The organism is Winogradskyella pelagia, assembly GCF_017581965.1.
Lineage (GTDB): Bacteria > Bacteroidota > Bacteroidia > Flavobacteriales > Flavobacteriaceae > Winogradskyella > Winogradskyella pelagia.
On the sequence record NZ_JAGEVF010000002.1, the window covers coordinates 94879 to 117550 of the forward strand.

Sequence of the window (22672 nt, forward strand, 5' to 3'; positions counted from 1 at the left end):
GTCATTTCGACAGAGCGAAGCATGAGCGACGAGAAATCTCATAATTGAAGACACAAAACATGAAGAAACAAATTCTTTCCATATTAACACTTGCACTATTAACTATAGTAGGATGCAAAAACGAACCAAAAGAACAACCCACAACAAGCAACTCTGTTGAAGACATGAAAACCCATATGAAGAAAAAAGAAGTCGTCTATCAAGTATTCACGCGTTTATTTGGAAACACTAATACCAACAACAAACCTTGGGGAACACTTGAAGAAAATGGCGTTGGAAAGTTTAATGATTTCACGGAAAAAGCCTTGGCTGAAATCAAAGATTTAGGTGTTACCCATATTTGGTACACTGGCGTGCCACATCACGATGTCATTACAGATTATACTAAATATGGCATCTCAAACGACGACCCAGATATCGTTAAAGGTCGCGCAGGCTCGCCTTATGCGGTTAAGGATTATTATAATGTTAATCCAGATTTAGCCGAAAATGTTGACAACCGATTACAAGAGTTTGAAGCTTTAATCGAACGTACCCATAAAGCTGGATTAAAGTTGTTAATCGATATTGTGCCCAACCATGTCGCACGAAATTATCAAAGTTTAACCAATCCAGAGGGAACTTCAGATTTTGGCGCCGAAGATAATAAGTCAGTGACTTACGACGTTAACAACAACTTCTATTACAATCCCGGCGAAGCCTTTAAAGTCCCAGAATGGAAAAATGGCTATCAACCCTTAGGTGGTGAAGACCACCCAATGGCAGACGGTAAGTTTGATGAAAATCCCGCAAAATGGACAGGTAATGGTTCACGTGCGTCACAACCCGACATGAATGATTGGTACGAAACTGTTAAGGTTAACTATGGTGTAAGTCCTGATGGACAAAAAGATTTTAATGAATTACCAGAAGGTTTTGACAACGAAGATTACAAAACACATTTTGAATTTTGGAGCGATAAAACCGTTCCAAGTTCTTGGATAAAATTCAAGGACATAGCCTTGTACTGGACAGCAAAAGGTGTGGATGGCTTCCGCTTTGATATGGCAGAAATGGTACCAGTCGAGTTTTGGAGTTATATGAATTCACACATCAAAATGAAAAACCCAGATGCCTTTTTATTAGCTGAAGTATATAATCCAGCAATGTATCGCGATTACATTAAAAAAGGTAAAATGGATTATTTGTATGACAAGGTTCAGTTGTACGATACTTTAAAACACGTGATGCAAGGCCATGGAAAAACCGATAATGTGCCTCCAATTTTTGATGATTTAGCTGATATTGAACATCACATGCTTCACTTTTTAGAAAATCATGATGAGCAACGTATTGCTAGTCCTGATTTTGCAGGTAGTGCTGAAAAAGGTAAACCAGCAATGGTGGTTTCGGCAACATCAACAACGGCACCAACTATGGTGTATTTCGGTCAAGAATTTGGCGAACCAGGTGCTGAAGATTTAGGCTTTGGTGACCCAACACGCACATCAATTTTCGATTATGGGTCCGTACCAAGTATGGTGCGTTGGGTCAATAACAAACAGTTTGACGGCGGCCAATCGACAAAAGAAGAAAAAGAACTTCGGGATTTTTACAAACGCTTGTTGAATTTCACGATTAACAGCTCTGCATTAATGGGAGACTATCAAGATATTCATTTGTATAATCAACAGAATACCGAATGGTATAATGATAAGGTCTTAAGTTTTGTGCGTTGGTCGGATGATGAACGATTAATCATCATTTCAAATTTCAATGCAGAGAATACCTATGGATTTGAGCTACAATTACCAGAAGGTTTGGTGCAAAAACTAAATTTGAAAGATGGCGAATTCCAAGTCATAGACCAGTTATACGATGAATATAATTCCACCTTAAACGTTGAAAATGGAAAGGCTTCTGTTCGTATAGATATAAAACCTTTAGAATCCTTTATTTTAAAAATAAGCTAGTAATATGATGAAACAACTTCTTATCCTAATTCTAATTAGCACTATGCTATCAAACTGTAAAGACAAACCTAAATCTGAAGACATTAAGGCACATGTTGAAGAGCCAACAGTTGATAATGTTCCTTTCGATTGGAAAGGCGCCAATGTCTATTTTTTATTGACAGACCGATTCAATAATGGCGATACTTCTAACGATATTAATTTTGAAAGAACCAAAGAAACAGCAGTACTTCGCGGTTTTGAAGGTGGCGATATCAAAGGTGTTACCCAAAAGGTGAAAGAAGGCTATTTTACCGATTTAGGGATTAATGCTATTTGGATGACACCTATAGTTGAACAAATTCATGGCGCAACCAATGAAGGCACAGGGAATACCTATGGATTCCATGGGTATTGGGCAAAAGACTGGACAGCAATTGACCCTAACTATGGTACTAAAGAAGATTTACATGAATTGGTAAAAGAAGCCCACTCAAAAGGAATTAGAATTCTTTTAGATGCTGTGATTAACCACACTGGGCCAGTAACAGAAAAAGACCCAGTATGGCCAAATGATTGGGTACGCACAGACAAGCAATGTAGCTATGATAATTATGAAAATACAGTGAGTTGTACGTTAGTGGCGAATCTTCCTGATATAAGAACAGAGTCTAATGAGAATGTGGATTTACCACCTCAATTAGTTGAAAAATGGAAAGCAGAAGGACGCTATGAACAAGAAGTTAAAGAACTAGATGAATTTTTTGAAAGAACTGGTCATCCACGCGCCCCACGATTTTACATCATGAAATGGTTAACCGATTATATCACGGAGTTTGGTGTTGATGGTTACCGTTGCGATACAGTGAAGCATACAGAACCTTTTGTTTGGGAAGAATTTAAAACTGAATGTGATTATGCATTTGCTGAATATAAATCAAACAACCCAGAAAAGGTATTAGATGATAACGATTTCTACTTGGTTGGTGAAGTTTATAATTATAGCATTTCAGCAGGAAAAGCGTTTGATTTTGGCGATAAAAAAGTCAACTACTTTGACAATATGTTCACAAGTCAAATCAATTTTGAATTTAAGTGGAACGCCAAGCAGATGAAAATAGAGAAGCTGTTTTCTAAATATAACGAAATACTACAAACCGACTTAAAAGGCTTTAGCGTGCTCAATTATATGAGCTCTCACGATGATGGTAGCCCATTTGATCCAATGCGTAAAAAACCTTTAGAAACGGCCACGAAATTACTATTGGCTCCTGGAGCATCACAAGTCTATTATGGTGATGAGCTTGCTCGGATTTTAAAAGTTGACGGTGCTGAAGGTGATGCCAACTTACGTTCCTTTATGAAATGGGAAGATAAAGTTAACAATTCAGAAATCCTTTCACATTGGCAAAAGTTAGGTCAGTTTAGAGCCAAACATCCTGCCGTTGGTGCTGGTGAGCATCAAATGCTTTCTGAATCGCCATATTTATTCAAAAGAACCTATAAAAAAGGCGATGTCAATGATGTTGTGGCTGTAGGTTTAGAATTGGGTGTTGGTGAAAAGGCTTTAGATGTATCACAAGTCTATAAAGATGGCACTGCGCTTCACGATGCGTATTCCAATCAAGATGTTACGGTTGTAGATGGAAAAGTCAAAATCAATTCAGAATTTGATATCGTATTACTTGAAAAGAAATAGACATGAAACTAAAACTGTTTTCCATTATACTAGTCGTATTATTATGCTTGTCTTGTAATTTAGGAAATGATAATACAGCACAACTAAGTGTGAAATCACCTAATGGTCGAATAGCTGTACAGCTAGAATTGGATAACCTAGGACTTCCTTTTTATAAAGTACAATTTGATGATAAAACAGTCATTGACACCTCGTATTTAGCTTTTGAATTTGTTAATGCAAAACCAATTAAGGAGGATTTAAAAGTAACTAGTGTTAGGATAAATAGCTTTAATGAAACTTGGGACATGCCTTGGGGTGAACAACGCAATGTTAAGAATAATTATAAGTTTATTAAAGCACAGTTTGAAGAAACCAGTACGCCTAATCGTAAAGTCAATATTGAATTTAGAGTCTATGACGATGGCATCGGTTTTCGCTATGAATTTCCAGAACAAGACGGTTGGAAAGAGGCTTTAATCAAAGACGAACATACCGAGTTTAATTTAACCGAAGATTATAAAACCTTTTGGATTCCTGGTGATTGGGATATTTATGAGCATTTGTACAGCACAACAAAGCTTTCTAAGATTGATGCCAAATCGTACATTCCAAAAACCAATTTAGCGCAGAGTTACATTCCTGAAAATTCTGTAAACACGCCAGTGACTATGGTTGGTAAAGACGGCATACATCTAAGTTTTCATGAGGCAGCTTTAGTAGATTATTCTGGTATGACCTTGAAAGTAGATACTGAAGATTTAAACTTAAAAAGCAGCTTAGTCGGTTCTGAAAATAAGTCGTATAAAGTCAAACGCAGTTTACCATTTACAACCCCTTGGCGCACCATTCAAATCACTGATAATGCACCAGATTTAATCGAATCTAATCTTATTGTCAATTTAAATGAACCCAATAAATTAGGTGATGTGTCTTGGTTTACACCAATGAAATATAACGGTGTTTGGTGGGAAATGCATTTGGGAAAATCCTCTTGGGATTACGGTATGGAACTAGTTGACGGGAAATGGACTGATACAGGAAAAGCACATGGAAAACACGGTGCCACAACCGAAAATGTAAAACGCTTTATAGATTTTTCGGCAAAAAATAACATTGATGGTGTTTTGGTTGAAGGTTGGAATACAGGCTGGGAACGTTGGATTGGTTTCGAGGACCGCGAAGGTGTATTTGATTTTGTATCGACGTATCCTGATTACGATTTAGATGAGGTCACACGTTATGCCAAAGAGAAAGGCGTACAAATTATAATGCATCATGAAACATCCGCAGCTACACAAACGTACGAGAAACAACAAGATACAGCCTATGCCTTAATGCAGAAGTACGGTATGCATGCAGTAAAATCTGGTTATGTTGGAAAGATTTTGCCCAAAGGCGAATTCCATCATGGACAATATATGGTGAATCAATATAACAATGCCGCGATTAAAGCAGCTAAATACCAAGTGGCAGTTAATGCTCATGAACCCATAAAAGCAACTGGATTAAGACGGACCTATCCCAATATTATTTCGCGCGAAGGTTTACGTGGACAAGAGTTTAACGCTTGGTCTGGTGATGGCGGTAATCCACCAGAACATTTACCTATTGTAGCCTTCACTAGAATGTTGGCCGGACCAATAGATTTTACACCAGGAATTTTCAATATAAAATTTGATGAATACAGAAAGAACAATCAAGTCAACACCACCTTAGCGCAGCAATTGGCGTTGTATGTTGTGATTTATAGTCCGGTGCAAATGGCGGCTGATTTGGTGGAGCATTATGAAGCTAACCCAGAACCTTTGCAGTTTATCCGAGATGTTGGTGTTGATTGGGAAAAATCTTTAATTTTAAATGGAGAAGTTGGTGATTATGTGACTATTGCAAGACAAGAACGCAAAACAGGAAACTGGTTTTTAGGTGGTATCACTGATGAGAATTCACTAACTTTAGAAATAGAATTTGATTTTCTGGAGGATGGTCAAAGTTATGAGGCAACGATTTATAGTGACGGTGAAAATGCACACTGGGATGATAATCCTCTTGATTTAAAAATTGAAAAGCAAACCATAACCAATACCTTTAAACTAAATATAAGACTGGCTGAAGGTGGTGGGTTTGCCATAAGTCTAAAAAAAACATAAAACGTATAGCCCAATGAAAACGATTATTATAACTTTTTTGCTGTGTATTGGATTTGGTCTTAATGCTCAAGTTGGTATTAACACAGATACACCACTGAGTACCTTAGATATTAATGGAAATTTGTCATTAATGGTCGTGAATTATGCAGGAGGACCAGGTGGAGCTGCAACTCCAATTGATGAAGGGATTTACTTGAATCTTACACCAACAGCTTTCAATGTAGAATTCTTATTGCCTAATGCAATGGCAGTACCTGGTAGAATATATATCCTTAGAAATATTTCAGATACTGAAAATGCTTTAATCTATAGCAATGGCGGTCAATTTTTTCCGGGAGACAGCAGAGTCGCTACTGCAGCACCAATTACAATGACTTCTGATACAGCTGGTGACGGTGGAGACATCACCAAAACACTTATTTTTGTCAGTGATGGAACAAATTGGACCTATGGTCACTTAGGGTTCTAGAACATACAATACAAAAACTGTAAGATAGTCGCCTTTAAAGCGACTATTTTTATTATTAGTAACTTTGCTAAGTTAAAAGTCGTTGTAATGGACATAAATGCTAACACAGAATCACCTTTTGAAATGAAGGTGAGCTTCAATCGCTTATTGGAGCAATACGAACAACTAAAAAATTCTAGTAGTTCTCATATTGCCGAGCATGCGAACAAGGTATTAAACATGGCGCAAAAACATGCCATTTTACGAGATGGTTTTAGCGATTTAGATCTTTTGGAAACATACCGAGAAGAGATAGATATGCTACTTCAAGACGCTTTTAGCAGTTTATTGACCACTAATGAAATTAAAACAGCTCAGGTACCCTTTTATAACCATATTTTTAAATCCTCTCAGCGTTTCAAGGATATTTTGAGCAATGCTGGTCAAAATTTTGAGCTTAAGGTTAAAAATATGCCAACGGACCAAACTTATATCATTGCGAGCTCAATTATTTTAAAAGCATGTTATGGCTATGACCTTAATTTTAAGCGTCCTTTCTTTTATGAAATACCAGATGCCAATGGCATCATGCGGTATTATAAAATTTTATATAATGCTGACTTTACTGAGATAAAGCCAAAAGAAAATGCCGTTAAAATTACCGAGAGTGACTTTAACCAATTGCTTGATAATTTTGAAAATATCGAGCTATGGAAAGAGAAATTTCCTGTTGATAGTTATGAATTTAAAGGCTTTCTAATTTGTAACATTTTTGATGTTACAGATGATCAGTCTATTTCCAACATAAAGACAGCCTTGATTCAGGAGAATAAAAGACAGGATGAGGTTTTTATGAAAGATTTTCATGATATTTTTAGATCCTTACTTGGTTTAAAAAATATTAAGGTAGGTTTTTCTATTTACAATGAAGATGAAGAAACCTTTGAGCAGGTTCATGGTAATGGCATTGAAAGTTTTCTATTAAATAAGAGAAATTCTGCATCATGTAAGGATGCTCTATGCATGTGGTCTTATGAGAAACTGCTTAAGGAAAATAAATATTTTTCTGTTTCAGATGTAGAGTCGGCCTTTAAAAAAGCTAAAGGTAGAGCACCACATATTTCCTCAATGCATGAGCAGGGAATAAAAAGTGCCATTTTTGCACCTATTGCCAATGAAGATGGTCTAATGGGTATTTTAGAAATAGTGTCGGAAGTTCCAAAGGTCTTAAACAGCATTAATGCTAATAAACTGGTAGATGTAATGCCATTTATAGTTTCCGCTGTAGAGCGGTCTAAGAATGAGGAAGAGAATCTTATAAAGGCTATAATCCAAAAAGAATGCACGTCCATTCACGATAGCGTTCATTGGCGTTTTGAAAAGGAAGCCAAAAACTATATTAAGGACCAGTTAAACGGAGATGAACCTGTTTTTAATAAAATAGCCTTTAAAGATGTATATCCTCTTTACGGTCAGATGGATATAAAGGGGTCATCGAAAGCCAGAAATCTAGCTACAAAAAATGACTTGCAACTACAGCTTGAGGCAATAAAAGCATTAGTCAAAAAAGCTAAGAAACAAAGAGATTTGCCTATTTACGAGCAATATATTTTTCAAATAAATAAATATATAGATTATCTAGATAATAATTTTCAAGTTGATACAGAAAGGCAAATAAATTCATTTATAAGAGAAGAAATAGAACCTGTACTTAACCACGTATTAGAAACAAATACGCTTAAACAAGAAGTGGATAAGTATTTAGATTTAATTGATAAAACGACCAACTCTGTCTATCAACATAGAAAAGATTTTGATGATACCATTTCAAATATCAATAAAGAAATGGCTATTTTATTAGATGAGAAACAAAGAGAGGCTCAATTGATGTATCCGCACTATTTTGAGCGTTATAAGACAGATGGTGTTGAGCACAACATGTATATTGGGGAATCTATAACTAAGGAAGATAGCTTTAATCCTATTTATCTCTACAATTTAAGGTTGTGGCAATTACAAGTTATGATAGAAATGGAAAACGCCTATTATTTGATGAAGTCTCAGTTTCCTGTCAGTCTAGATGTGGCTTCTATGATTTTAGTCTTTAATCAGCCACTTACAATTAGCTTTAGAATGGACGAGAAGCAATTTGACGTAGACGGCACCTATAATGCTAGATACGAAATTGTGAAAAAACGTGTAGATAAGGCTTTTGTCAAAGGTACAAAAGAGCGTGTAACCCAAAAGGGTAAAATTACGATAGTCTATTCTCAAAAAGAAGATGAGAGAGAGTACTTACGCTATATTAAGTTTTTACAGGAGCGGAATTATTTAGATAATGATGAAGAAATTGTTGAACTGGAAGATTTACAGGCAGTTACAGGTCTGAAAGCAATCCGGGTTAGTGTGCTTTATCATAAAGACCAAGACGATAAAGCGTTTTTTACCTACGAGGACTTAATGAAAGAAATTAACGTTTAAATTAGTGCTTGGGTCGACTGTTCGGCAATGGCAAAAGCCACTCCAAAAGCAATTACACTTATTACAATTCCTACCATAAAAACGCTATAAGTTATTCTAAGTAGATTGTATTTTCGGTTTAGCACTAAGCCTAAGAAGTAGAGGTCTTTGGTTAATGAGCCATAAAGATAGTTCTTGTCTTGCATCATTTCTTTCATGGCCCACTCAAATTCGCCTAGTGGCATTTGGTGAAAATTTCCGAAGAATAGTAAGTTAACCTTCTTATTAGCTACATCTTCTTTTGTAAACTCTCCTTTGGTAACGTTAGGGCGCGTCGCCATTACCGATAGCACTATACAGATTACAGTAAAAGCCAAGAAAATTAATGTTGGGTATATCAAATAATAATTAGATGGGTTGTCCAACTTTGGTAATAGATTAGACAATGCAACCGAGATAATTATCGCATTTACAGAAAGTAAAATATTGGCCTTTGTATCCGCAATATCACTTAAGGTAATATGGTTTCTCAGAGCTACCCTAAACATAGTTTCTATACCGCGATCTGGTAAATCTAGTTTTTCTTTTTTGAATTTTAACTCAGCTTTTTTTTGTTTGAGCTTTTCAGTGCTCAGCTTGATTTTATTTTGACTCTGTAACAAATTGGCCAAATTCTTTCCCTTTCGACTTTGCCATTTTTTCATCGCTATTTCTGAATGAAATGTATGATTTGTTAAAAAGTCGACATTTTCTTGAATCCACTCTGATTTGGTGACCTTTTTGCCTAAGGTTAGTTCCCATTCTTTGCGGAGAAGCGAAGCGTAATTTTCATACTTCTTACTTGAGATATGGGCTGAATCTGCATCCCTAATTAATCCCTCTAGTTTGCTTTTTGGCTTATTTTCCATTTTTGTAGCCAAAATAATCTTGCCTACCGTGTTAATATGTTCTTCGTCAATGTTATGGTCTCTTAAAAATGATGAAGCTATTTTCACACTTTCCTCTTCGTGACCATTAATGGTTTTAGTAAAGCCAGTATCGTGGAACCAGGCTGCAATTAAAAGGAGTTGCTTTTCAATATCGTTTAAATCATCTTCTTCGGTAAGTTCCTTTGTTTTAGCAACCACACGTTGTGTGTGTGCTAAGTTATGGTATACAAAATTAGAATCTAGATTTTCATTTAAATACCGGGTAACAAAGGCTTCTGCCTCATTTATGATGTTTTCCATATAGATTTTTAAAAGTCCTAATTTAAGAATTATTTATGGTCTAAATACTATGCGATTTGTAACTTCGCTGAAGACCTATTAAAATCTTCTTGTATATAATATCCATGCATCTAAATATTTCAGATTCTTTTAATGTAGAACTACCTGCTGATAGTAATAAAGAAAACACTAGAAGGAAGGTTTTCGAAGCTGCATATTCCTTTGTAATGCCAAAAACCCCCTCCAATCCAAAGCTAATTCATGGGTCTAAAGAGCTTGCTAAAGAGTTGGGTTTAACTTGCAGAGATATAAGCTCAGATAGTTTTTTAAAAGTTTTTTCAGGTACAAAAATTTATCCAAGAACTAAACCATATGCCATGGCATATGCAGGGCATCAATTTGGTAGTTGGGCAGGACAGTTAGGTGATGGTAGAGCTATAAATTTATTTGAGGTAGAGCATAACAATAAAAGATGGGCACTTCAACTCAAAGGTGCAGGTGAAACACCTTACTCCAGACAAGGTGATGGCTTAGCCGTTTTGCGTTCCTCAATACGAGAATATTTGTGTAGTGAGGCCATGTTTCATTTAGGTATACCAACTACAAGAGCTTTATCACTAATGCTTTCTGGTGATGACGTACTGAGGGATATGCTCTATGACGGCAATGCAGCATATGAGAAAGGTGCTATAGTGTGCCGTGTTGCACCAACATTTATTCGTTTTGGAAATTTTGAATTGTTTGCGTCAAGGCAAGACTACAAAACTTTAAAGGCGTTATTGGACTACACGATAAAATATTTCTATCCAGAACTTGGCAAACCTTCAAAAAAGACTTACATCTCTTTTTTCAGGGAGGTTAGCAATAGAACCTTGGACATGATTGTGCATTGGCAACGGGTGGGATTTGTGCATGGTGTTATGAATACGGATAACATGTCTATTCTGGGATTAACCATTGACTATGGCCCTTACGGCTGGTTAGAGGATTTTGATTTTGGATGGACACCAAACACTACAGATAGGCAAAATAAACGCTACCGATTCGGAAATCAGCCCCATATTGGACTATGGAATTTATTGCAACTTGCAAATGCCCTTTATCCATTGGTGGAGGAGGCCGAGCCTTTTGAAACTATTCTTGAAGGATATCAAAACAATTTTGAGCGTAAATCACTCGACATAATGCGCTCCAAATTAGGTTTAGAAAGTCGTGATGCGGAGGATAAAAAGCTCATTTCAGACCTAGAAGACAGTCTTTCTTTATCTGAAACAGATATGACGATTTTCTTCAGACAGTTAGGTAGTTATAAAAGGGGTAAACCAGAAAAAGGATTGGAAATTGTTGAAGCGGCCTTTTATAATAAAAACGATATTAAAGATAAAATAGAACAACAATGGAAAGTTTGGTTTAAAGCCTACGACCAAAGATTGAAGATGGAAAAGTTTACAGACCACAAACGACAACTAAAAATGAATCTAGTCAACCCGAAATATGTGCTTAGAAATTATATGGCACAATTGGCGATTGATAAAGCTGATGAAGGCGATTATGGTTTAATAAACCAACTGTTTAATCTTTTGAAAAACCCTTACGACGAGCAAACTGAAAATGAGCAATGGTTTGCAAAACGTCCAGAATGGGCAAGGCATAAAGTAGGGTGTTCCATGTTATCTTGTAGCTCTTAAAACTAATTAATTATGAAAGCAATTTGGAATAATAAAATTATTGCTCAAAGTTCTAAAACCGTTGTTATTGAAGGTAATCACTATTTTCCCCATGATAGTTTATACAAAGAATTCTTTAAATCTAGTGAAACCCACACCGTTTGCTCTTGGAAAGGTACGGCATCCTATTACACCATTGAAGTAGATGGTAAACGAAATAAAGATGCAGCTTGGTACTATCCTGAGGTGTCAGAATTAGCAAAAGGCATAAAAAATCATGTAGCGTTTTGGAGAGGCGTGCAGATTGAAGACTAAATAGATACTGATATATTCGGCATAAAATGAACAGTACAAAACTTAAAATAGAGAACCGTAAGGGGATTACTTTAAATGCACATCTAGAACTACCAGCAAATCAGAAGCCAAATTACTACGCCATTTTTGCCCATTGTTTTACATGCAGTAGCAGTTTAAATGCAGTAAGGCATGTGAGCAGAGCCTTAACCCAAGATGGTTTTGCGGTAGTGAGATTCGATTTTACAGGTTTGGGACGAAGTGAAGGTGATTTTGCAGACAGTCATTTTTCAGCCAACGTAGAGGATGTTATTGATGTGCATCAGTTTATGACAGACAATTATAAAGCGCCATCACTATTAGTCGGGCACTCACTTGGTGGCGCAGCAGTTCTTGTTGCGGGTTCTAAATTGGCTGCGGTTAAAGCAATAGCCACTGTTGGAGCACCAGCAACTATTGGTCATGTAAAGCACTTATTTTCACATGCTATTGAAGATGTAAAGGAGAAAGGCAAGGTTAAGATAAATATAGGTGGCCGCCCTTTTGAAATTGATGAAAATTTTGTTTCAGAGTTTGATAAAACAGATTTGCAGACTATTGTAAAAAATCTTAGAAAGCCATTACTTATAATGCATTCACCTTTTGATAAGATTGTGGGTATTGAAAATGCCCAAGACTTATATCTCAATGCACATCACCCTAAGAGCTTTGTTACTTTAGACGCCGCCGATCATTTGCTAACGCGAGAAACGGACAGTCAGTATGTCGGTGAAGTTATCGGAACTTGGGCAAAACGGTATTTTCCTAAGACTGAAAACACCATGTTGAGTACGGAAGGCGAGCAATTGGTTGCTCATCTTAATATTGTAGAAGATAATTTTACCACATTTATACAAACCAAGAATCACACCTTTACGGCTGATGAACCTGAAGAAATTGGCGGAAATGATTTTGGGCCATCTCCCTATGAATACCTTAATGCAGCGTTAGCTGCTTGTACAGTTATGACTTTAAAGCTATACGCAGAACGAAAACAATGGGATTTAAATGAAGTTTTTATATATATATCACATTCTCGAAAGCACAGTGATGATCTTCGAGCTGAGGTAGAAAAACCAAAATATTTAGATCACATTAGTAAAAAATTAAAATTTGTAGGTAACTTAGATGATTCTCAGAAAGAACGATTAAAGGAGATTGCTTCACGTTGTCCCGTGCATAAAACCATTGCCAGTGAAGTCATCTTTGAAACAGAAATCATTTAAATTCTCACGTGCAGTTACAAGTAGCCAAAACCATAACCAAAGAACGTTTTTTAAACATTAGATGTCAGACCGAACGCATTTGTGAATCCTTACAGCCAGAAGATGTCTCGGCACAACCTGCAGAGTTTGTATCTCCACCTAAATGGCATTTAGCGCACACGACCTGGTTTTTTGAGCAGTTTGTACTCAGCAGCCATAAACAAAACTACAAGGTTTTTCATAAAGACTTTTCCTATTTCTTCAATAGCTATTATAACACTGTGGGTAATCGTGTTGTTAGAGCTAATCGTGGGACTATGACGCGACCAACGTTACATGAGGTTTTGGAATACCGTGGCTATGTCAATAAAAAGATGGCCGAGTTTTTAGATGAAATAATAGAACCTAAGGTTTATGAAACTATAGAGATTGGGCTTCAACACGAACAGCAGCATCAAGAATTACTCATATACGATATCAAATATATTTTTGGTATTCAGCCTACCTTTCCGGTATTAGATTACACGATAGACTTAAAAAAAGAAGACACACAGCAAGATTTCGTAAGTATTCCTGAAGGCGTCTATAATATTGGACATCAGAATATGGATTTTTGTTGGGATAACGAGTTGGGAAGCCATAAAGTGTATTTACATCAATATGAAATCTCAAATCGTTTGGTTACTAATGCCGAATACCTTCAATTTATGGAATCAGGGGGCTATACAGATTTTAATCTCTGGCATGCAGACGGCTGGGATTTTATTCAGAAGCACAACATTAAAGCACCATTGTATTGGTACCAAGACGAGGGAAAATGGAAGCAATATACCTTACAAGGGCTTAAGCAATTGGACAAAGCCTTACCGGTAAGCCACATTAGTTTGTACGAAGCTTTTGCCTTTGCCCAATGGAATGGAATGCGCCTACCGACAGAGCAGGAGTGGGAAGTTGCAAGTTCTTATATTAATTATGGACAACTATGGGAATGGACTAATAGTGCGTATTTACCCTATCCTAATTTTCATAAACCCGATGGCGCTTTAGGTGAATATAATGGTAAGTTTATGATTAATCAAATGGTACTTCGTGGTGGTTCAATTGCGTCTCCGGCAAATCATGTTAGACATACGTATAGAAACTTTTTTCAACCCGAAATGCGATGGTTGTTTTCGGGAATAAGACTTGTAAAATAAATGACAAATCTATTTGCACAAGATGTGCTGGCAGGTCTATCTGCTAAAGATAAATATCTATCCTCTAAATATTTTTATAATGACACTGGTAGTAGGATATTTCAAGAGATAATGAATATGCCCGAATATTATTTAACTGCGGCTGAGTTTGAAATATTATCGATGCAATCAAAACATATTCATGAGGCATTAAAATTCTCAGAACCTTTTAATATTGTTGAATTGGGAGCCGGTGATGGTTTTAAGACCTTTAAGTTTTTAGAATATTTGGTGAAGAATGAAATAAATTTCAATTATGTACCAGTAGACATTTCCTCAGAAGCCATTGCAATTTTAACGGAGAATCTTAAGAAGAAATTACCTGGGATGACCATTAAACCAAAGGTTGGTGATTATTTTGAAATTTTAAAGATTAATAAGTCAAGTCAATACCCTAGTTTGCTCTTGTTTTTAGGGTCTAATATTGGTAATTATAAAGTTGCCAAAGCACAAGAACTCTTAGGTCTGTTCCATGATAATATGAAGAAAGGTGATAAACTTCTTTTAGGTTTTGACCTTAAGAAAAATCCAATTGTAATTCACAAGGCTTACTATGACCCGCACGGTATTACAAAGCGATTTAATCTAAATTTATTAGTAAGAATTAATAGAGAATTAGAAGCTGACTTTAAACTAGATAATTTTGATTTTTACTGCCACTACAATCCTATAAGTGGTGATTTAAGAAGTTACATTGTAAGTCTTAGGGCACAGAAGGTGCAGGTAAAAGCCTTAAATAGCGTCTTTCATTTTGATTATAATGAATTGATCTGGACAGAACTTTCAAAAAAATATAGCCTAGGTGAAATCGAAAACTTAGCTGACAAGTCAAATTTTAAGATTATCGGTAACTTTTTGGATTGTAAGCATTTTTTCACGGATGCCTTGTGGGTAAAGTAGTTGCCATTTCTTATATTTAAGAACTATTAACTAACTAACTAATTTATGACTTCTTACAGAAAGTGTAGCATTCTTATGCTTTTTATTTTAGTCTTGAATGCTTGCGCAACGCATAAACTTCAAGTTAATCAAGAATCAATTTCTAAATACCCAGAGAATAAATCATTACAGCATACATTTTATTTAATTGGTGATGCTGGATTGGCAGGTGAGGAAGAGAATAATGCGGCTATATCAGCTTTTAAAGACGAGTTAAAGAATGCTAACATTAATAGTACTGCGATTTTTCTTGGCGACAATATTTATCCTAAAGGGCTCCCCAAAAAAAATGACGATTCTAGAGCTTCTGCAGAGGCTCAATTAAATGCCCAGATAGATGCTGTAAAAGGCTTTAAGGGGAAAAAGTTGTTTATTCCAGGTAATCATGATTGGTATAGTGATGGCTTAGACGGTCTTAAACGCCAAGAAAAGTACATAGAGGATGCTTTGGGCAAGAATACTTTTCAGCCAGAAAATGGATGTCCAATAGAAAAAATAGATATTTCAGATGATATTGTTTTGATTGTCCTAGACTCTGAGTGGTATCTCACGAATTGGGATAATCATCCAAAAATGAATGACGAATGTGAAATAAAAACAAGAACAAAGTTTTTTGATGAATTTGAAAGTGATATTAAAAAAGCGCGCGGTAAAACAACGATTGTTGCTATTCACCATCCAATTTTTAGTAATGGTCCACATGGTGGCCAATATAGTTTTGGGAGTCATATGTCGCCATTACCAATTTTGGGAACTTTAAAAAATATGATTCGCAGAACAGGTGGTGTTGTTACGGTAGATATGCAGAATAAGTTTTATAATGAATTTAGGGAGCGTATTATCACCATATCCCAAGAAAACGATAAAACTATTTTTGTCTCAGGACATGAACATACGCTTCAATATCTAGTCCAAGATAATCTACCTCAAATTGTGAGTGGTTCTGGGTCAAAGACATCTGCCACACGCAATGTGGGTCCAGGAAAATTCTCGTATGGAGAAAATGGTTTTGCCAGATTAGATGTTTTTGAAGATGGCTCATCACATGTGCGTTTTTACACTGCTAACTCTAAAGATGTAGTATATGAAACCACAGTATTGGAAGCTGATGAAAATTATCGATTACCGCAATTTGAACCTATTAATGCCACTGAAATTGCTTCAGTTTATACCCAAGAGGAAGTTACCAAAGGTGGATTGTATAGATTTTTCTGGGGAGAACGTTACCGTAAATATTTCGGAACAGCAGTTGAAGCACCAACAGTAAGGATAGATACTTTATTTGGCGGATTAAAACCTGTTAGAAAGGGAGGTGGTCATCAGTCTAAATCCTTAAGACTCGAAGATAACCAAGGCCGTCAATACGTAATGCGGGCACTCAGAAAAAATGCTCTGCAATATTTACAGGCAGTAGCATTTAAAGATCAGTTTATTGAAGGGCAATTTGAAGAGACGTATACACAAGATTTGCTATTAGATGTTTTTACAGGTTCTCATCCGTATGCACCTTTCACAATTGCAACACTGGCAGATGCTGTTGATGTCTATCATACTAATCCTCTTCTTTATTATGTCCCTAAACAAAAAGCCTTAGGTCAATTTAATGAAGATTTCGGAGACGAATTGTATATGATTGAAGAACATACCTCAGAAGGACACGGTGATAAGGCAAATTTTGGGTATTCCAATGATATTATTAGTACCGATGATTTATTTAAGAAATTAAATAAAGATGAAGAATTTGTATTGGATGAAGCTTCTTACATAAGAGCACGTTTATTTGATATGCTTATAGGTGACTGGGATAGGCATGAAGATCAGTGGCGCTGGGCAAAGTTCAAGGAAAATGGACAAACAATATACAGGCCAGTACCACGAGATAGAGATCAAGCATTTTCCATAATGTCCGATGGAGCATTATTGAGCTTTTTAACTGGGATATTACCAAACTTACGCTTATTAAGGAGTTATGATGCGGAACTAAAAAGTACCAAGTGGTTTAATTTAGAACCTTATCCCTTAGATATGGCGTTAATCAATAATTCAGGTAAGGACGTTTGGGACCAACAAGTTCAGCGTATTGTAAATGGATTAACTGATGACGTTATCGAAGAGGCTTTTTTGTTTGTTCCAGAAGAAGTTAGAGATAGTTCCATTGATATCATTAAACAAAAATTAAAGGGAAGAAGAGCCAACCTTCAAGATATTTCAAATAGGTATTTTGACCATATTAATAAATTTGGGATTATTAAAGGAACTAATAAAGACGATTGGTTCGATATTGAACGTCTTCCAAGTGGAGGAACAAAGGTTACTGCCTACAGAATTAAAGATGGAGAAAAAGCAGATATTTTTCATCAAAGAACCTATACTCGCGACGTTACGAAAGAGATTTGGGTCTATGGTTTAGATGATGATGATGTTTTTGTAGTTTCTGGCGAGGGCGATAGCATGATTAGAATACGACTCATCGGTGGCCAGAACAAAGATGTTTACGATGTTAGAAATGGAACTAGGGTTAGAATCTATGACTATAAGTCTAAAGAGAGTGAGTTTCTCACAAATAAAGGCAAAAGAAAGCTCACAGATGATTATGATACCAATATCTATGATTACAAAAAATTAAAATATAGTAGTAATCAATTATTACCTGTTATTGGAGCTAATCCCGACGATGGTCTTGCAATTGGTTTTAGCAATACATACACGCGTTACGGTTTTGATCGTAATCCATTTAGTGCCCAACATACAGTTGCAGCGGGTTATTATTTTGCCACACAAGGTTTTAATTTTGAATATACAGGTGAAATAGCAAATGTAATTGGAAAGCTAAACTTAGGTCTAAATGCCAAATTTACTAGTCCTAATTATGCAACAAACTTTTTTGGCATTGGTAACGAAACAGCAAATCCTGAAGCAGATGAAGACGATGGTTTAGATGTTGATAGGGATTATAACCGTGTTAAATTAAGAGAAGCCTCTTTTTCACCATCATTGATTTGGAGAGGCAGAATGGGTGCCATGTTCAAATTTAGTTTGAGTTATGAATCTTTTGAAGTGGAAAGAACAGAAGGTAGATTTATCAATACCATAATCGGAGACAATGTTAGCTTTTCTGATGATTTTTATGGTGCAGATGCAGTTTACACATATTCTAATGTTGATAACAAATCCTTTCCAACTCTTGGGATGAGTTTTGGAATACACGCAGGGTATAGAAATAATACAGAGACTAATGATGGCTTCGGATATATTAACCCTGAATTGGCATTTGATTACAAGCTAATACCTAGCGGACAACTTGTTTTAGCTTCTAAAGTTAAGGGTCAAATAAATATTGGTGATGATTTTAGGTTTTACCAAGGTGCAAATTTGGGTCAGAACGAAGGATTACGTGGTTTTAGACGAGAAAGGTTTATAGGTAATACTGCTTTTGCTCAGACCACGGATTTAAGATTAAACCTTCGCAAGATAAAAACAGGTTTATTGCCACTAAATATTGGTTTCTTTGGTGGTTTTGATTACGGACGTGTTTGGGCAGATGGAGAGGACTCTTCAATTTGGCATACCTCTTTTGGTGGTGGTATTTTTGCAGAAGCTGCAGAGATGTTATCTTTCAACCTCTCAGCTTTTAATAGCGACGACGGTTTACTACTTGCTTTTAAGCTTGGTTTCGGATTTTGATAAAAGAAGTGAAGTAAAAAGGCGCTAATTATTAGCGCCTTTTTTGTTTTCTAAGAGGTTAAATTCGTAAAAATTTCCACCTTCTGAGCCATTTCGTTCGTCTGTAATAACTACTGTAGAGTCAGTCTTAAAACAGACGCCTTCTTTCTGCGAGTCGTGTTTAAACACTAATTTTTCTATATGGCCAGAAAAATAATCCTCGCCATTAAAGTTTGTTAGCTTCCAGAGTTTGTCATGGTTTAACAGTATAGCGGTTTTGCCATCATCACTGATATCTGCAGAGGTCACTTTATTGTGCTTGCCAGGAAGATTATATTCAGTAATAAAAATTGCCTCATGTTTACCAGTAAGATTAGGTACTTTGTATACAGAAGTAATTTTATTGTCTTTACTGAACAAGTAAATACTATTATTTCTTAAAAAAAAGGCTTCGAAATCTTCAGGGTTATGTTCCGGAGGGAGAAAGAAGTCTATTTTTTCGGCAGAAACTTCTCGATTTTTTAGACTTTCATGGTTAATTCTATAAATGGTATATAGTATTTGGTCCTTAGAATTATTTCCAAAGTCACCAACGTAAAGGTTCCCTTTTTTATCAAAGGTCAAATCTTCCCAATCTCTGTTCTCAGCATTTGTGACAACAACAGATTTAACGATATCTCCCTTTTGGTCTAAGGCGAAGATTTCATTTTTATTTCCAGAATCTTCAATTATCCAGAAATGGTTTTCAGATTTATAATAGGCTACAGCTGATACTTCTTTTAAATCGTTACTCAGATCTCCAAGAATTGTTAAGTTGCCTTGAGATTGGCAAGAGGACACAATAAGTAGGATAAAAATTAGTCTTTTGGGCATTATACTTGTAATTTTAATCTAATTAAGATTGGCATTGAACAAATACAAAGATATTATAATTATTGGTGGTGGTGCAGCAGGTTTTTTTGCGGCTATAAATATAGCTGAGAAGCACCCTGAAAAGTCAGTTTGTATTCTAGAGAAAGCAAAGGTGGGGTTGCAGAAAGTAAAGATTTCAGGAGGCGGTAGATGCAATGTGACACATGCGGAATTCATGCCTTCAGAGTTGGTGCAAAACTATCCAAGAGGAAAAAAAGAATTGCTTGGACCCTTTCATAGCTTTATGACTGGTGATACCATTGCTTGGTTTGAAGAGCGAGGTGTTACTTTAAAAATCGAGGATGATGGCCGAATGTTCCCGGTTTCTAATTCTTCCCAAACTATTATAAATTGTTTTTTGAATGAAGCCAAGAATCATAATGTTGAAATATTTTATAGTTGTGCGGTAAAAAACATTTGTTTAAGAAATAATCAATTTCAAATTGATACTATTCAAGGGGAATTTAAATGTGACAAAGTTGTTATAGCAACTGGCAGTAATCCAAAAATCTGGGAGTTGCTTGAAGATTTAGGTCACACTATAATAAAGCCTGTACCATCACTTTTTACTTTTGATATCAAGGACAAACGTATATCTTCTATTCCAGGTGTCGCTGCCAAAGATGCTGAAGTTAAAGTTTTAGGAACAGATTTAGTCTCGGAAGGACCTTTGTTAATTACTCATGTTGGTATGAGTGCCCCTTCCATTTTAAAGCTTTCTGCTTTTGGGGCCATAGTGCTTGCAGAGCGAAACTACAATTTTAAAATACAGGTCAACTTTATTCGGTTAAATGAGTTCTCTTGCTTAGAACATCTCCATATATTAAAACAAGACTATGCTAAGAAAAAAGTTGTCAATACCACAGCATTTGATTTGCCAAAGCGTCTCTGGAACCAATTGGTTTTAGCCGCTGGTATTGCTGAAACGCAGCGTTGGGCCGATTGTAATAAACAGCAATTAGAGGCCATTACCGGGCAACTCACCAAGGCTGTATTTGAGGTGACTGGCAAGAGCACTTTTAAGGAAGAATTTGTTACCGCAGGAGGTGTTGATTTAAAAGAAGTGAATTTTAAAACTTTTGAAAGTAAAGTAATTCCAAATCTCTATTTGGCAGGGGAAGTCATAAATGTGGATGCTGTAACCGGTGGTTTTAATTTTCAGAATGCATGGACAGGAGCGTATATAGTATCACAGTCAATAACCACAACATGAAAACTTACATTGCACTTCTTAGGGGAATTAATGTAGGTGGACATAAAAAAATCCCAATGGCAGAACTTAGGGCTTTGTTGACCAATTTTGGGTTTAAGAACGTGCAAACGTACATACAAAGTGGTAATGTGATTTTTCAGTCTAATGATACTAATACGTTAAATTTAGAGAACTATTTCCAAAAGTTGATTATCGACAATTTTGGATTTGATGTTTCAGTTTTGGTTAGAACAAGAGAGCAATTAATAACGATTTTTAATAAATGTCCATTATCGGAGCGGAAAAGGAAAGAAAGCTATTTTGTACTATTATCAAAAGTTCCAGAGACCAACTTGGTTAAAGAAGCTTATTTGAAGGTCTATGAAAATGAAGAGTATGCCATAGAAAAAGATTGCATATATTTTTACTGTGCCAATGGCTACGGTAAGGCGAAATTCAATCTTAATTTTTTTGAGCGAAAGTTAAAGGTTAGCGCAACTTCAAGAAACTATAAAACAATGATAAAACTATTATCTTTGTCCGAGAATTTATAAAAATGACGGAGAAAGATTTTAACCTTAAATCAGATATTTCAAACTTAGAGTTAGGTTCAGTAAAATGGTCGTCACCAAGCAATATCGCTTTGGTTAAATATTGGGGAAAACGCAAAAACCAGATACCTGCTAATCCGTCAATTAGTTTTACACTTTCTAACTCTAAAACCATAACGGAATTAAGCTTTTCAAAAAAACCTGAAGCTGATAAGTTTAGTTTCGATGTGTATTTTGAAGGTGAGCGAAACGAAGCGTTTAAGCCTAAAATTCAAACCTTTTTTGAGCGTATAGAACCGTATATGTCTTTTTTAAAGAATTACCGTTTTAAAATAGATACAAAAAATACCTTTCCCCATAGCTCCGGGATAGCATCTTCAGCATCAGGTATGTCTGCAATAGCATTATGTCTCATGGACATGGAAAGGCTTTTGTCAACAAATGAAATCAGCGACGATTACTTTAATCGCAAAGCGTCCTTTTTAGCGAGATTAGGCTCAGGTAGCGCGTGTAGAAGTATTGAAGGCGAATTGGTTATTTGGGGTGAGAATAAAAGTTTTGCTGATAGTTCAGATTTATTTGGTGTTAGATTTACTGAGACCTTACACCCTAATTTTAAAGACTATCAAGATGCTATCCTTTTGGTTGACAAAGGTGAAAAGCAAGTGAGCAGTACGGTAGGCCATAAATTAATGGAAGGTCATCCTTATGCACCTCAACGCTTTGAGCAAGCTCATAGAAACCTGGCAGAACTGAAAGAAGTATTGATTTCGGGAGATTTAAAACGATTTGTTGAGATTGTAGAAAGTGAGGCTTTGACACTGCATGCCATGATGATGACAAGTATGCCGTATTTTATCTTAATGAAACCAAATACCTTAGAAATAATCCAAAAGATTTGGAGATATAGAGCTGAGAATAACTCCCTTTTATGTTTTACTTTAGATGCTGGAGCCAACGTACATATGCTATTTCCAAAAAGCGAAGCATCTCAAGTTTATGAATTCATTAAGAGTCAGTTAGTTGCATATTGCCAAAACGGTCACTATATTTGTGATAGTATTGGTGATGGTGCGATGAAGCTAAATTAGTACCGACCC

At 36.0% G+C, this 22672-nt stretch carries 16 protein-coding genes; 14 read left to right on the plus strand and 2 right to left on the minus strand.

The genetic code is table 11. The annotated features are described in order from the left end of the window. Nucleotides 1–59 precede the first annotated feature (59 nt). The 5 genes from J4050_RS02825 (at nt 60) to J4050_RS02845 (ending at nt 8688) form a co-directional block, all read left to right on the plus strand. Nucleotides 60–1952 carry an alpha-amylase family glycosyl hydrolase gene (locus J4050_RS02825; protein WP_208152440.1) on the plus strand — a complete coding sequence of 631 codons (1893 nt, stop codon included), beginning with the start codon at nt 60–62 and terminating at the stop codon, nt 1950–1952. A 7-nt stretch (nt 1953–1959) separates the two neighbouring features. Continuing rightward, nucleotides 1960–3630: an alpha-amylase family glycosyl hydrolase gene (locus J4050_RS02830; protein ID WP_208152746.1), complete on the plus strand. Its 1671-nt coding sequence runs from the start codon at nt 1960–1962 to the stop codon at nt 3628–3630. Between the two features lie 2 nt (nt 3631–3632). Further along, entirely contained in the window at nt 3633–5759 is a 2127-nt protein-coding gene (locus J4050_RS02835; RefSeq protein ID WP_208152441.1) for a glycoside hydrolase family 97 protein, read from the plus strand. A gap of 13 nt (nt 5760–5772) precedes the next feature. Then, nucleotides 5773–6228, plus strand: coding sequence for a hypothetical protein (locus tag J4050_RS02840; RefSeq protein ID WP_208152442.1), 456 nt, complete (start codon nt 5773–5775; stop codon nt 6226–6228). An 87-nt stretch (nt 6229–6315) separates the two neighbouring features. Then, a complete protein-coding gene (locus J4050_RS02845) occupies nt 6316–8688 on the plus strand; it encodes a GAF domain-containing protein (RefSeq protein WP_208152443.1) in 2373 nt (790 codons plus the stop codon). On the opposite strand, the gene J4050_RS02850 is transcribed toward J4050_RS02845, so the two are convergent. Beyond that, complete coding sequence (locus J4050_RS02850) at nt 8685–9896, minus strand: Pycsar system effector family protein (protein ID WP_208152444.1); 1212 nt, start codon at nt 9894–9896, stop codon at nt 8685–8687. The genes J4050_RS02845 and J4050_RS02850 overlap by 4 nt on opposite strands. A 104-nt stretch (nt 9897–10000) precedes the next feature. Between J4050_RS02850 and J4050_RS02855 the strand changes: the two genes are divergently transcribed. From J4050_RS02855 to J4050_RS02880, 6 genes are read left to right on the plus strand one after another with little or no spacing between them, the layout of a single operon-like run. Then, a complete protein-coding gene (locus tag J4050_RS02855) occupies nt 10001–11563 on the plus strand; it encodes a protein adenylyltransferase SelO (RefSeq protein ID WP_208152445.1) in 1563 nt (520 codons plus the stop codon). 12 nt (nt 11564–11575) lie between these two features. Next, complete coding sequence (locus tag J4050_RS02860; RefSeq protein WP_208152446.1) at nt 11576–11857, plus strand: DUF427 domain-containing protein; 282 nt, start codon at nt 11576–11578, stop codon at nt 11855–11857. A gap of 26 nt (nt 11858–11883) precedes the next feature. Next, a complete protein-coding gene (locus J4050_RS02865) occupies nt 11884–13101 on the plus strand; it encodes a bifunctional alpha/beta hydrolase/OsmC family protein (RefSeq protein WP_208152447.1) in 1218 nt (405 codons plus the stop codon). Nucleotides 13102–13109: 8 nt separating this feature from the next. After that, complete coding sequence (egtB, locus tag J4050_RS02870) at nt 13110–14276, plus strand: ergothioneine biosynthesis protein EgtB (RefSeq protein ID WP_347879100.1); 1167 nt, start codon at nt 13110–13112, stop codon at nt 14274–14276. Further along, the gene (locus tag J4050_RS02875) at nt 14277–15215 is read left to right on the plus strand and encodes an L-histidine N(alpha)-methyltransferase (protein ID WP_208152448.1); all 939 of its coding nucleotides are present in this window, start codon (nt 14277–14279) and stop codon (nt 15213–15215) included. A gap of 45 nt (nt 15216–15260) precedes the next feature. Beyond that, nucleotides 15261–18938, plus strand: a complete 3678-nt coding sequence (locus J4050_RS02880) for a metallophosphoesterase (protein WP_208152449.1) — start codon at nt 15261–15263, stop codon at nt 18936–18938. Nucleotides 18939–18962: 24 nt separating this feature from the next. On the opposite strand, the gene J4050_RS02885 is transcribed toward J4050_RS02880, so the two are convergent. Next, nucleotides 18963–19790 (minus strand): SdiA-regulated domain-containing protein, encoded by an 828-nt coding sequence (locus J4050_RS02885; RefSeq protein WP_208152450.1) that lies wholly within the window; start codon nt 19788–19790, stop codon nt 18963–18965. 34 nt (nt 19791–19824) lie between these two features. On the opposite strand from J4050_RS02885, the gene J4050_RS02890 reads away from it, so the two are divergent. Genes J4050_RS02890 through J4050_RS02900 form a run of 3 tightly spaced genes read left to right on the plus strand, consistent with a single transcriptional unit; the run spans nt 19825 to nt 22663 of the window. Further along, nucleotides 19825–21042 (plus strand): BaiN/RdsA family NAD(P)/FAD-dependent oxidoreductase, encoded by a 1218-nt coding sequence (locus J4050_RS02890; protein WP_208152451.1) that lies wholly within the window; start codon nt 19825–19827, stop codon nt 21040–21042. Then, nucleotides 21039–21575, plus strand: coding sequence for a DUF1697 domain-containing protein (locus J4050_RS02895; protein WP_208152452.1), 537 nt, complete (start codon nt 21039–21041; stop codon nt 21573–21575). The genes J4050_RS02890 and J4050_RS02895 overlap by 4 nt, the downstream gene beginning before the upstream one ends. 2 nt (nt 21576–21577) lie before the next feature. Then, a complete protein-coding gene (locus J4050_RS02900) occupies nt 21578–22663 on the plus strand; it encodes a diphosphomevalonate decarboxylase (RefSeq protein WP_208152453.1) in 1086 nt (361 codons plus the stop codon). The last annotated feature ends 9 nt before the right edge of the window (nt 22664–22672 follow it).

Coding starts and splice junctions, on each gene's coding strand:
- J4050_RS02865 (WP_208152447.1), top strand. CDS start 11,884: ATGAACAGTACAAAACTTAAAATAGAGAACCGTAAGGGGATTACTTTA.
- J4050_RS02840 (WP_208152442.1), top strand. CDS start 5,773: ATGAAAACGATTATTATAACTTTTTTGCTGTGTATTGGATTTGGTCTT.
- J4050_RS02900 (WP_208152453.1), top strand. CDS start 21,578: ATGACGGAGAAAGATTTTAACCTTAAATCAGATATTTCAAACTTAGAG.
- J4050_RS02880 (WP_208152449.1), top strand. CDS start 15,261: ATGACTTCTTACAGAAAGTGTAGCATTCTTATGCTTTTTATTTTAGTC.
- J4050_RS02835 (WP_208152441.1), top strand. CDS start 3,633: ATGAAACTAAAACTGTTTTCCATTATACTAGTCGTATTATTATGCTTG.
- J4050_RS02860 (WP_208152446.1), top strand. CDS start 11,576: ATGAAAGCAATTTGGAATAATAAAATTATTGCTCAAAGTTCTAAAACC.
- J4050_RS02895 (WP_208152452.1), top strand. CDS start 21,039: ATGAAAACTTACATTGCACTTCTTAGGGGAATTAATGTAGGTGGACAT.
- J4050_RS02825 (WP_208152440.1), top strand. CDS start 60: ATGAAGAAACAAATTCTTTCCATATTAACACTTGCACTATTAACTATA.
- J4050_RS02845 (WP_208152443.1), top strand. CDS start 6,316: ATGGACATAAATGCTAACACAGAATCACCTTTTGAAATGAAGGTGAGC.
- J4050_RS02885 (WP_208152450.1), bottom strand. CDS start 19,790: ATGCCCAAAAGACTAATTTTTATCCTACTTATTGTGTCCTCTTGCCAA.
- J4050_RS02830 (WP_208152746.1), top strand. CDS start 1,960: ATGAAACAACTTCTTATCCTAATTCTAATTAGCACTATGCTATCAAAC.
- J4050_RS02875 (WP_208152448.1), top strand. CDS start 14,277: ATGACAAATCTATTTGCACAAGATGTGCTGGCAGGTCTATCTGCTAAA.
- J4050_RS02850 (WP_208152444.1), bottom strand. CDS start 9,896: ATGGAAAACATCATAAATGAGGCAGAAGCCTTTGTTACCCGGTATTTA.
- J4050_RS02855 (WP_208152445.1), top strand. CDS start 10,001: ATGCATCTAAATATTTCAGATTCTTTTAATGTAGAACTACCTGCTGAT.